This is a genomic window from Acinetobacter lwoffii (assembly GCF_024129735.1).
Classification (GTDB): Bacteria; Pseudomonadota; Gammaproteobacteria; order Pseudomonadales; family Moraxellaceae; genus Acinetobacter; species Acinetobacter lwoffii_H.
The window spans coordinates 1-10,759 of the sequence record NZ_JAMXXK010000076.1 but is presented as its reverse complement, the minus strand read 5'-3'; the positions used below and the strand labels follow the sequence as shown (position 1 = coordinate 10,759).

13 protein-coding genes are annotated in these 10,759 nt (G+C 42.8%); 9 read left to right on the top strand and 4 right to left on the bottom strand.

Annotated features, from left to right (window positions below; all coding sequences use genetic code 11):
• Positions 1-266: 266 nt before the first annotated feature.
• The 3 genes from NI469_RS14950 to NI469_RS14940 all read left to right on the top strand — a co-directional run bounded on the left by NI469_RS14950 (position 267) and on the right by NI469_RS14940 (position 1,703).
• Positions 267-545: a hypothetical protein gene (locus NI469_RS14950; RefSeq protein WP_004280617.1), complete on the top strand. Its 279-nt coding sequence runs from the start codon at positions 267-269 to the stop codon at positions 543-545.
• Positions 546-632: 87 nt separating this feature from the next.
• A complete protein-coding gene (locus NI469_RS14945) occupies positions 633-1,250 on the top strand; it encodes a DedA family protein (RefSeq protein WP_004731893.1) in 618 nt (205 codons plus the stop codon).
• A gap of 27 nt (positions 1,251-1,277) precedes the next feature.
• Entirely contained in the window at positions 1,278-1,703 is a 426-nt protein-coding gene (locus tag NI469_RS14940) for an ABZJ_00895 family protein (RefSeq protein ID WP_086044565.1), read from the top strand.
• A gap of 71 nt (positions 1,704-1,774) precedes the next feature.
• Here the strand turns inward: NI469_RS14940 and NI469_RS14935 are convergent, their stop codons facing one another.
• Together NI469_RS14935 and NI469_RS14930 are read right to left on the bottom strand one after the other, a co-directional pair.
• On the bottom strand, positions 1,775-2,299 hold the full coding sequence (locus NI469_RS14935; RefSeq protein WP_004280621.1) for a YecA/YgfB family protein: 525 nt from the start codon (positions 2,297-2,299) through the stop codon (positions 1,775-1,777).
• A gap of 71 nt (positions 2,300-2,370) precedes the next feature.
• The gene (locus tag NI469_RS14930) at positions 2,371-2,577 is read right to left on the bottom strand and encodes a PA3496 family putative envelope integrity protein (RefSeq protein ID WP_004280622.1); all 207 of its coding nucleotides are present in this window, start codon (positions 2,575-2,577) and stop codon (positions 2,371-2,373) included.
• A gap of 351 nt (positions 2,578-2,928) precedes the next feature.
• Between NI469_RS14930 and rpoD the strand changes: the two genes are divergently transcribed.
• The 6 genes from rpoD (at position 2,929) to NI469_RS14900 (ending at position 9,527) form a co-directional block, all read left to right on the top strand.
• Positions 2,929-4,863, top strand: a complete 1,935-nt coding sequence (gene rpoD, locus NI469_RS14925; RefSeq protein WP_224215688.1) for an RNA polymerase sigma factor RpoD — start codon at positions 2,929-2,931, stop codon at positions 4,861-4,863.
• Positions 4,864-4,976: 113 nt separating this feature from the next.
• The gene (locus tag NI469_RS14920; RefSeq protein ID WP_004280625.1) at positions 4,977-5,264 is read left to right on the top strand and encodes a YbeD family protein; all 288 of its coding nucleotides are present in this window, start codon (positions 4,977-4,979) and stop codon (positions 5,262-5,264) included.
• A 150-nt stretch (positions 5,265-5,414) separates the two neighbouring features.
• Positions 5,415-6,074 (top strand): lipoyl(octanoyl) transferase LipB, encoded by a 660-nt coding sequence (gene lipB, locus NI469_RS14915; RefSeq protein ID WP_253175625.1) that lies wholly within the window; start codon positions 5,415-5,417, stop codon positions 6,072-6,074.
• A gap of 74 nt (positions 6,075-6,148) precedes the next feature.
• The gene (locus NI469_RS14910; RefSeq protein WP_004645797.1) at positions 6,149-6,682 is read left to right on the top strand and encodes a hypothetical protein; all 534 of its coding nucleotides are present in this window, start codon (positions 6,149-6,151) and stop codon (positions 6,680-6,682) included.
• Between the two features lies 1 nt (position 6,683).
• Positions 6,684-7,868 carry an iron-containing alcohol dehydrogenase gene (locus NI469_RS14905; RefSeq protein ID WP_004280629.1) on the top strand — a complete coding sequence of 395 codons (1,185 nt, stop codon included), beginning with the start codon at positions 6,684-6,686 and terminating at the stop codon, positions 7,866-7,868.
• 267 nt (positions 7,869-8,135) lie between these two features.
• Positions 8,136-9,527 (top strand): APC family permease, encoded by a 1,392-nt coding sequence (locus tag NI469_RS14900; protein ID WP_004280630.1) that lies wholly within the window; start codon positions 8,136-8,138, stop codon positions 9,525-9,527.
• A 68-nt stretch (positions 9,528-9,595) separates the two neighbouring features.
• Here the strand turns inward: NI469_RS14900 and NI469_RS14895 are convergent, their stop codons facing one another.
• Together NI469_RS14895 and NI469_RS14890 are read right to left on the bottom strand one after the other, a co-directional pair.
• Complete coding sequence (locus NI469_RS14895) at positions 9,596-10,078, bottom strand: hypothetical protein (RefSeq protein WP_129716272.1); 483 nt, start codon at positions 10,076-10,078, stop codon at positions 9,596-9,598.
• Between the two features lie 89 nt (positions 10,079-10,167).
• Entirely contained in the window at positions 10,168-10,644 is a 477-nt protein-coding gene (locus NI469_RS14890) for a tRNA (cytidine(34)-2'-O)-methyltransferase (protein WP_253175624.1), read from the bottom strand.
• Between the last annotated feature and the right edge of the window lie 115 nt (positions 10,645-10,759).

The following is a 10,759-nucleotide window of genomic DNA, read 5'->3' as shown; positions in this document are numbered from 1 at the left end:
TTTCAGATAAAGTCATAAAAAAAATGAGCGTATTGGCATACACTCATTTTTACTACATTTTTCTAATGTCTGCTTAACTGACTGGCATTACCCTCTTCGGAGGGTTTTTTGTTTACATAAAAATCACAACAGCAATAAAACTCTTACCAATTCCTTACCAAGAACCTCATTTTTTTCCAAACAAGATTGTTAGTCTAATGATACGGTAATTTACAATCTAAGTCTTTCATTATTAACTGAAATTTTTAAGTGAAAAGGAATATAAAATGGCAGGCTCACTTGCTCGAGATTCAGACAATCTGGTTCAATTTCAACCAAAAGAAAATATAAAGTTGCAACGGCTTCATCAAATTTCTGAAGAGCTTGAACAGCAATCACATCTGTTCGTCGTTATCTTGGGAACCGTTATTGGCGCGATCTTGGCGCTTTTCATTGGTTACCATATCAATACCAGCATCATGCATTTTATCCTGCTAAGTATTTTGCCGATCTGCTTGGCCTATTTCTTACGTAAAGTTTATATTTATACCCTGACGCATAGCTAATTCTGCCTGATCATTTATATTCCAAGACTTTACCGCACAAAAAATACTGCTTAGGATACAGGCAGTATTTTTTATTTTGCCAATCATATGAATCTGACCGAATGGATTATTTCCGTTATGGAGCAACTGGGCTACTGGGGCATTGCTCTGCTCATGTTCCTGGATAATGTCTTCCCGCCAATCCCTTCCGAAATTATTATGCCTTCCGCGGGCTATTCAGCCTCTCAGGGCGAGTTAATACTCGTCGGGGTAATCATGTCCGGCTGTATCGGCTCCCTGCTGGCAGCCGCCTTGCTGTACTGGATTGGCTATAAATTTAACCATGATTCTATTTTTAAATTTGTCGATCGTTATGGCAAATATTTATTTATTAAATCAGAAGATGTAAAAAAATCATTGAGTTGGTTTGAGCATTATGGTCACCGGATTGTGTTCTTTGGCCGCATGATTCCTGCGGTTCGCTCGCTGATCAGCATTCCTGCTGGCATGAGTCATATGCCCTTCTGGAAATTTATGTTTTATAGCGCACTTGGAACCATCATCTGGACCACATTTTTGGCGTGTGTCGGATTTTATTTTGGCGAAAACCAGCATTTGATGCAGCAAATTTTCAGTAAAGTCAGTTATGTGATTATTGCCATTGTTGTGGTAATTATTATCTGGATTTTCTACCGTAGACAGCAGCGTAAAAATCGTCCATCCTGAGGAAGATCCCTTAAGGAGATTAAAACGATGTCGCATTATCTTAAATATTTTGCCACCGTTTATCTGACCTTGGTTCTATTGGTAGGCATATTCATCTATGTATTCAATCTGGGCGCCATTCTGCTGATTCCTGCCCTGATTGCTTCTGCCTTTCTCAGTGCCCGATACTTTGTTAAGAAAGAACTTCGTTTGCCGACTCAGCAAGAGAAAAGCAAACTGGTCTGGGGCTCCACTATTATTGCCATGACATTCGGGTTTATCTTTTTAGTTGTGGTCATCTGGATGAACCCGCAGACAGATGAGATTTATAGAACCATCACCTATACAGGAAGAGGAACAAATTCATTCCTGGTAGCTGCAAGCATTGCCTTACATGCCTTGCTGTTTCATATCGCCTACAATGCTTATGCACGCTATAGTCTGGCGAAGCGTACAGGCTTGGAAAGAAAATAGGGTCGAGTAGATCTCAAAGATGCAAAAAGGCCAAAGCTAAAAAAAGCACCCTGCGGTGCTTTTTTTATGAATTATTCTGGAGTGTGATACATCAGATACAATTCATTTAAGTTTTCTGGAATTTCTTCTGCAAGTTCATCCATTAACTGACCATTGCGACGGAAAGTTTCCATTTGTGGATCTTCATCATCAATGCCGCTGAAGACCATGATTGGCAGGGTTAAATCCACCAGTTGTTCTTCAAATTCTTCAGTAAACCAAGCGTCTTCGTTTAGGAACATGGCGTCTACAAAGCCCACACTCCAGTCACCCAAGCTTGATTCAGTATCTGCTTCTTCAATTTCAAACGGGAACGTAATCCCTTCTTCATTGGCTAAGCTTTGACGAATAGACTCTAACCATGCTTGCACCTGAGTGATGATTTCTGCAGGCACTTTCTTTTGATTACTATCAAAAAGTTCGTCTAACCATTTGTCGAATTTTGGGCCTACTGCAATAGCACATAAGAAACCATGGGTTGCCGCGAAATCTAGACCATGTTCATTTTGGTCACCATCTAGATATTCACTCAACAGGTCTAAATCTAAAGCACTCATCTAACATCCAAACTTAGAAAACCGAAAGGTTTAGCATAGCATTTATTCAGGCTATGCTAAATCCGAATTCGTTAATCTTCGTCGTCAAAATCGTCATCATCGTCGAAGTCATAGTCAAAATCTTTGAGTTCGCGCTCTAAACGACGTTGGGTCAGCAGATCATCGATCAGACGACGTTTTTCCAACGACTCTTTAGCACTGAGCTTGCTAGAAGCCTCATCGAAATTAACATCATCTTCACCGAAGTTATCATCTAGTTCAAAATCTGTAGAAGACACTAAAACTTCCTCATGAGTGAAAAATGTAAAAGGATTTAAGCGCTATTTATCGTGCCTAAAATAACAAGTCAAGTTTTATTTGGATTTTCGTATTTTTAATTTGTAATTAGGGGTTTTTTCTGTCTCAATTGTGTGCCATGATATAATCCACCCTGCGTCCTTATGTTTTTTGATTCTCCTTTTTTGAGTCATAAACAGACACGCATGGGATGAACTTGAAAACAACAAATTCACCCCCATCTTAAATTACTGAATTTCATTTTAAATATTTTATCAGACAGCTTTAATGCTGAATTCACTGATGAAATATGTAGGCTATTCACTAAATTTAACGAGCTTAAATCGTGCAGCATTGTACGGTTTTTTACTGCCACAGATTCAACGAAGAGTAAGCAAAAGATGAGCGATATGACTTCCCCTACTTCTCAAGTAGCGGCTCTGATTAGCCGAGGCAAAGAACAAGGTTATTTAACCTTCGCTGAGGTTAACGATCATCTGCCGGACTCCATCACAGAAAGCGAGCAGATTGAAGACATCATTCAGATGCTGAATGACGTTGGTATTCCGGTACATGATCGCGCGCCTGAATCTGATGATACGATGTTCGAAGATACTGCAGAAGCGGCGGATGAAGTTGCAGAAGAAGAAGCTGCAGCCGTACTTGCCTCGGTAGAAAACGAGCCAGGTCGTACCACTGACCCTGTACGTATGTATATGCGTGAGATGGGTACAGTAGAACTTCTGACTCGTGAAGGCGAAATCAGCATCGCAAAACGCATCGAAGAAGGTATTCGTGATGTTTTGCACTCGATTGCTTACTGGCCGAATGCGGTAGAAGTGGTACTGCAAGAATACAAAGATTATGAAGCGGGTGAACGCCGTCTTGCTGACCTTTTATCAGGTTATTTAGATCCTGAATCAGATGAAGAAATTCCTGAAGTTCTAGAAGAAGAAGCGGTTCTTGCTGAAGATGAGACTGACTCGAAAAAATCGACTAAAGATGTAAAACTGGACGATGATGAAGAGGAAGAAGAAGCAGATTCTGATGATGAATCAGAAGCAGATTCTGGTCCAGATCCTGAAATTGCTAAAGCGCGTTTCACTGAACTGGAAAATGCGTGGCTGAATACCAAAGCAACCATTGAAAAACATGGTCGTGACAGCAAACAGGCTGAAGAAGCTCTTCAGGCACTTGCAACTGTATTCATGATGTTCAAATTTACCCCGCGTCTATTCGATATCATTTCTGAAATGATTCGTGGTACCCATGACCAGATTCGTGGTGCAGAACGTGAAGTGATGCGCTATGCAGTACGTCGTGGCCGTATGGATCGTACCCAGTTCCGTACCAGCTTCCCGGGTCAGGAATCGAATCCAGCCTGGTTAGATGAGCAGATTGCGAAAACACCTGCAGACCAGAAAGCTTATCTGGAAAAAGTACGTCCAGACGTATTGGCCTTCCAGCAAAAAATTGCCGATATCGAGAAAGAGCTTGGTCTTGATGTAAAAGGTATTAAAGACATTGCCAAACGTATGGCTGTCGGTGAAGCCAAAGCACGTCGTGCCAAGAAAGAAATGGTTGAAGCGAACTTACGTCTGGTCATTTCGATTGCGAAGAAATATACCAACCGTGGCTTGCAATTCCTGGATCTGATTCAGGAAGGTAACATCGGTCTAATGAAAGCCGTAGACAAGTTTGAATACCGTCGTGGTTATAAATTCTCGACTTATGCCACTTGGTGGATTCGTCAGGCGATTACCCGTTCGATTGCGGATCAGGCACGTACCATTCGTATTCCGGTACACATGATTGAAACGATCAACAAGATCAACCGTGTATCTCGTCAGCTTCTACAGGAAATGGGTCGTGAACCGACGCCTGAAGAACTGGGCGAACGCCTGGAAATGGACGAAGTTAAAGTACGTAAAGTACTGAAAATCGCCAAAGAACCGATTTCGATGGAAACACCGATCGGTGATGATGAAGATTCACATCTGGGTGACTTCATTGAAGACAGCAACATCACTTCACCAATTGATGCGGCAACGTCTGAAGGCCTGAAAGAAGCAACACGTGAAGTTCTGGAAAACCTGACTGAACGTGAAGCCAAAGTCCTGAAAATGCGTTTTGGTATCGACATGCCGACCGACCATACTTTGGAAGAAGTGGGCAAACAGTTTGACGTAACACGTGAACGTATTCGTCAGATTGAAGCCAAAGCACTGCGTAAACTTCGCCATCCATCGCGTTCAGAACACTTACGTTCATTCCTTGAGAATGATTAAGATTTGATACTTGATGTGGAGACTTGAAATTTGATCATCAGTCTCCATTTAAGTAGCCAAGACAGACCCAAACGCCTGCATGATTGCAGGCGTTTAAAATTAGGGGGACTACCATGTTAGACCGTACACCATCTCGTGAACTTCAAGAACATCTTTGGGTTTTCCCTATGGATTATCCGATTAAACTGATTGGCCTTGCGGGCGATGAATTGCGTCACGCTGTCATCGACATTTTTCTAAAACATTTTCCAGATTTTGAAGGTGATAGCGTCAGTATTACACCATCACGTACTGGCAAATATCATTCCATTACTGCACAACTGCGTTTTTTGGAACTGGAACAGGTGCATGCAGTGTATGCAGATTTGGCCGCCTGTCCGCTGATTAAAACCGCACTCTAATCAAAAATGAAAAAGACACGCTTCCGGGCGTGTTTTTTTATGCCTATACAATGACTGAGCTAGCGCTTAAATATTGCAGATCTCGCCCCTATTTCATGCCGAAGCCATTATAATTATGATCAGTTTTTATAATTACTAAGGACACTCCCTGTGACTGATGTGCTGCAAAAGCCCGAGCTGGTCATTCGTCAATATCACGACCTCACATCTTATGAAGATCGTTTTCTGGAAATGAAAACATTTACGGAAACCCGTGATGAACATAGCCCGGATCAATTGTGGATTTTGCAACATCAGGATGTACTCACTCAAGGTCAGGCAGGAAAACCGGAACATATTCTAATACCGAGCAATATCCCGGTGATTCAGACCGATCGTGGTGGTCAGGTGACCTGGCATGGTGCCGGTCAATTGGTGGCTTACTTCATGTTTGACCTGAATCGTCTGGGCTGGAATGTGCGCACCCTGGTGTCTTATGCTGAAAACCTGATGATTGATTTGCTAAAAAAATATGGCATTGATGCCTATGCCAAACCGGATGCACCTGGTGTATATGTGGCTGAACGTAAAATCGGCTCACTCGGTTTTAAAATTCGCAAAGGCCGTAGCTACCATGGTCTGTCCCTAAATCTGGATTGTGATCTGAGCGGATTCAACACCATCAATCCTTGTGGCTATGCAGGACTGGAAATGGTACGCATGAGTGACCTGCTCGAACAACCACCCCAGTTTAGCCAGTTGTGCACTGAAATTATTGAAACTTTGCGCCACAGCGGGTACTTTAAGCAAATAACTGTCGAGCAAAGATAAAGCCTTTGCATTTCAACCCCAAATAAATTAGAGTATTTACTCTAAACTAATAATATTGAGATAGGGATCATCACGTGATTGCGACTAAATCCGTAAAACCCGCTTTGCAGCTTGCCTATGTCAAACTCATGATGGATGTGATTGGCCGAGGTCTGGTCATGGCAAGTCAGGTGGATGAAGAAATCAAACAGGAAGTGGCCCACTTTCCAGAAAATTTTACTCTTTCCATGAAAGTCTTTCCGCATGGCCCAGCCTTTGTGGCGCGGGTCACTGAGGACAAACAACTGGAACTGGTCAAAAATCTGGAAAAAGCACCTGATTTGATCATTACCTTTAAACATCTGCATCATGCCTTTTTGGTGTTTTCTTTTCAGGAAAGCACCTCACAGGCTTTTGCCCATGACCGCATGATTGCTGATGGCGATATTTCCAATGCCATTCGTCTGGTACGCTGCCTGAATAAAATGGAAGCACTGATTTTGCCGAAAATGGTGGCACAACTGGCAGTGAAAGAATATCCAAGCAATCTGAGCCTAAAAGAAAAACTAAGCGAAGCGAGCAGCATTTATCTGAAAATCGCTCAATCCTATTTGAAACGGAGTGTATAACATGGCTAAACCTTATTATGAATTTTTCTGTCCGGTCAAAGTGATTGCCGGTCATGCCGCGTTAGAACATATTCCGTTTGAACTTGCGACTTTGGGGGCCAAACGTCCGCTGATCATTACCGACAAAGGTGTACGCGCCAACAATCTGCTGGCACCGATTGAAGCTGCATTTGAAATGGCGGATGCTGCAATTGTAGCGATTTTTGATGATGTACCACCCGACTCTAGCTTGGGTACAGTACGCAGTGCAGCAAAGCTGTATCGCGAAAATCATTGTGATGCGATCATTGCCGTGGGCGGTGGTTCAGTCATTGATACCTCTAAGGCAACCAATATTCTGGTCTCTGAAGGCGGTGATGACCTGCTGAAATATTCAGGTGCTCACAACCTGCCTAAACCGCTGAAACCGTTCTTTGTGATTCCAACCACGTCTGGTACAGGTTCAGAAGTGACCATGGTCGCTGTCGTGTCGGACACTGAAAAGAACGTCAAAATGCCGTTCGCCTCTTATTACCTGATGCCGCATGCTGCAATTCTGGATCCCCGCATGACCCAGACCTTGCCGCCGCATTTAACCGCCATGACCGCAATGGATGCTATGACCCATGCGGTTGAAGCTTATACCTGCATGGCAGCCAATCCAATTTCGGATGCTTATGCGACTGCAGCAGTCAAGAAGATCAGTACCCACCTATTTAATGTACTAGACAATCCTTCCGATGCACAAGGCCGTCTAGAACTGGCTCAGGCATCGACCATGGCGGGAATTGCATTTTCCAACTCGATGGTTGGCATTGTGCATTCACTGGGGCACTCATTGGGTGCAGTGGTACACCTGCCGCATGGTTTATGCATGAACTTATTCCTGCCTTATGTACTGGAATACAATAAAGAGGTCAATGGCGATAAAATCGCAGATTTGCTCCTGCCTTTGGCGGGTGCCGATATTTATGCACAAACGCCAGCGCATCTACGTGCTGACAAAACCATTGCAACGATTCTAACCATGCGTGACCGCATTTACAGTCTCACCAAATTACCGCGCACATTACGTGAAACCGGTAAGATTTCTGAAGCCCAGCTCGATGAAGTGGCAGAGAAAGCCCTGAATGATGGTTCCATCATTTATAACCCGAAAGAAGCCACCCTGGAAGATTTAAAATCTATCTTAAAAAAGGCTTGGTAATTACTGAAAAATAAGCCAATATAGCCGAAATTCTAGCCTGATGTTTTTTTAAACATCAGGCTTTTATCTTGCATAAGAAAAAATTCGATTTCTTTTTTTGAATGGCACATTTTATGCAGGACAAAAGTCAAAAAAATAGCTAGCAAAAGCCGTTCTTTTCAAGTAGATTGGCGGACTTTTATAGAAAACTGTAGGGGGGATCGTTCGTCTCAAACGATCCTTATAAATATGACTGATCCTTGATCAACGATTAAGAGGATAACGCCGTTGACTAATATCTCTGGGACTCAATCGGCAGCTAAACTGCAAAAAACGCTGGGACTCTGGCACATCATTATTATTGGTTTAGCTTATATTCAACCCATGACCTTGTTTGATACATTTGGTCTGGTATCTGAAGAAAGTAACTTCCACGTTCCCACCTCTTACATTTTTGCACTGATTGCAATTTTGTTAACCTCCTTGAGTTATGGTCATATGATTCGTCGCTACCCTTCTTCGGGTTCGGCCTATACCTATGCGCAAAAATCCATCCACCCAAACGTAGGTTTCATGGTGGGTTGGTCATCCTTACTGGATTACCTGTTATCGCCAATGGTCAATATCATTCTGGCGGTGATTTATCTGGAAGCACTTTTCCCAGATATGAACCATTGGGTTTGGGTCATTGGTTTAACCGCCTTTATGACTGCGATCAACCTTCGCGGTGCGAGATTTGTTGCCAATTTCAACAGTATGATTGTATTCGTACAATTGGGCGTCATTGCATACTTCACCTGGATGGTTTACCAACTTTTGGAAGGTGGCGTAAATGCAGATGGCACACTGGTCGATGCAAAGTATCAACTGTGGAGTTTAGAGCCATTCTGGAATGAGTTTACTTCTGTTGCTGCCCTGATTACCGGTGCAACCTTACTGTGCTTCTCATTCACAGGTTTTGACTCCTTAAGTTCTCTGGCTGAAGAAACCAAAGATACTGAGAAAACCTTACCTAAAGCGATTTTCTTGACTGCATTATTGGCAGGTATCATCTTCATCATCAGCACTTACTTCATGCAGATCTTCTTCCCGAATGATCCAAAAACTTACTTTGAAGATATCGCTGCAACACAGCCGGATATTTTACAAGCTGTCGGTGGCGTGGCGTTTAAGACAGTCGTACTTTACTTCGCAATTGTGACAGTTATGGCTTCTGGTATTTCAGCACATGCGGGTGTATCGCGTCTGATGTACGTGATGGGTCGTGATGGCGTGATCAACAAGAAGATCTTTGGTCATATTAGCCCGAAAAACTATACACCTTCATACAACATCTTAATCGCTGGTGCAGTAGCTTTAACTGCTGGCTTTATGGATCTTGATTTTGTGGTGTCATTGATCAGCTTTGGTGCCTTAACTGCATTCAGTTTCGTCAACTTGTCGGTGATTTCACGTTATGCATTACGTGATGGTCGTACCAAGAGTGCTAAAGAGATCATGAACTTTGTCGTGGTTCCTTTACTTGGCTTCATTTCAGTCTTTGCATTGTGGCTAGAAGTCGATGAAGCTTCGCTTAAATATGGTCTGATCTGGGCATTTGGCGGTATCTTGTACTTGGGTTATAAAACCAAAGGCTTCAAGCACCCAGCTCCTCAGCACAATGAATTTGACGATAAATAATATCTTTTCAATTCAAATAAAAAAGGCGCTTCATGCGCCTTTTTTATGTCTGTCATGTTTTGATTTTACTAATGTAAATAACAATCAAAACCCATCTGGGTATTGACCCGATTATTTTCATAACCCAGTTTCTCAATAAACAGACTGCGATTAGACAATAACTTTTGCTCTTCCGGACCTAAACGGGCTCTATTTTTGATAGCCAGTTGATACATTTCATCCACAACATCCTGAAAAATATCACAGACTTCTTCACGCTTGGCGGGCTTTAATTTACGCCCCCGCCAGGTCCATTGAAAATCATCTGAATTCAGGCTCTGCCCCCATTTTTCAATACGCGTATCTAAGCGTTTTTGCATGTTGAGCAAACCCTGCTGTATTTCCGCTTGAGTAATGGGTTGAACTTCCTTTGTTGCCGATGTGGCAGCACTGCCCTCTTCCGCATTCACGGAAGCCGCAACAGTTCCAAGACAACATGCGATGACAAGTTTTACTAGAGGCTTCAAAGCTGCACCTTTTGTTATATTTGATAAAGTTATAAATTCAAGCATACAACGAAGTGAAAAGCAGTTTATCTATTTGTTACACAAAATAAAAAAGCCACCCAAAGGCAGCTTTTAGAATCATCACAAATTTCCGCTTAAAGCGTTTTAAAACCCTGCTGACGCCAAGCTTCGTAGACAATTACTGCAGTGGCATTTGACAGGTTCAGACTTCGCGAGTTCTCTGCCATCGGTAAACGAATCCAGTGCTTTTGCGGAAACATCATACGAACATGTTCAGGCAGACCACGAGTTTCCGGACCCATTAACAAGGCCACAGGACGGTTTAAATCCGAAGTATGCGGTGTTTCAGAACCTTTGGTGGTCAATGGATAGATTGCATCCAGCCCAATGCCTTTGCTTGCCAAATCGGCCAGACAGTCTTCGATGTTTTCCCAAATCTGCATATTGGCATATTCGTGATAATCCAGACCGGCACGTTTCAGCTTTTTGTCATCCAACTCAAAACCCAGCGGTTTGACCAAATGCAACTGTGCTCCGGTATTGGCACACAGACGAATGATATTGCCTGTATTTGCAGGAATTTCAGGCTCATATAAAATAACGTGGATCACAGCTTACTCACTTAATATATTTAATTCAGGCACAGCCTTCGTCTTGCGCTCGGGCAAAGCAGTGCTTTGCTTATCCTCTTACTTCAGGCACAGCCTTCGTCTTGCGCTCGGGCAA

Bases quoted from the DNA above. Each gene is read 5' to 3' on its own strand.
- NI469_RS14895 (WP_129716272.1), bottom strand. From the start codon at position 10,078: ATGCTTGAATTTATAACTTTATCAAATATAACAAAAGGTGCAGCTTTG.
- NI469_RS14920 (WP_004280625.1), top strand. From the start codon at position 4,977: ATGTTAGACCGTACACCATCTCGTGAACTTCAAGAACATCTTTGGGTT.
- NI469_RS14905 (WP_004280629.1), top strand. From the start codon at position 6,684: ATGGCTAAACCTTATTATGAATTTTTCTGTCCGGTCAAAGTGATTGCC.
- NI469_RS14950 (WP_004280617.1), top strand. From the start codon at position 267: ATGGCAGGCTCACTTGCTCGAGATTCAGACAATCTGGTTCAATTTCAA.
- NI469_RS14945 (WP_004731893.1), top strand. From the start codon at position 633: ATGAATCTGACCGAATGGATTATTTCCGTTATGGAGCAACTGGGCTAC.
- NI469_RS14935 (WP_004280621.1), bottom strand. From the start codon at position 2,299: ATGAGTGCTTTAGATTTAGACCTGTTGAGTGAATATCTAGATGGTGAC.
- NI469_RS14940 (WP_086044565.1), top strand. From the start codon at position 1,278: ATGTCGCATTATCTTAAATATTTTGCCACCGTTTATCTGACCTTGGTT.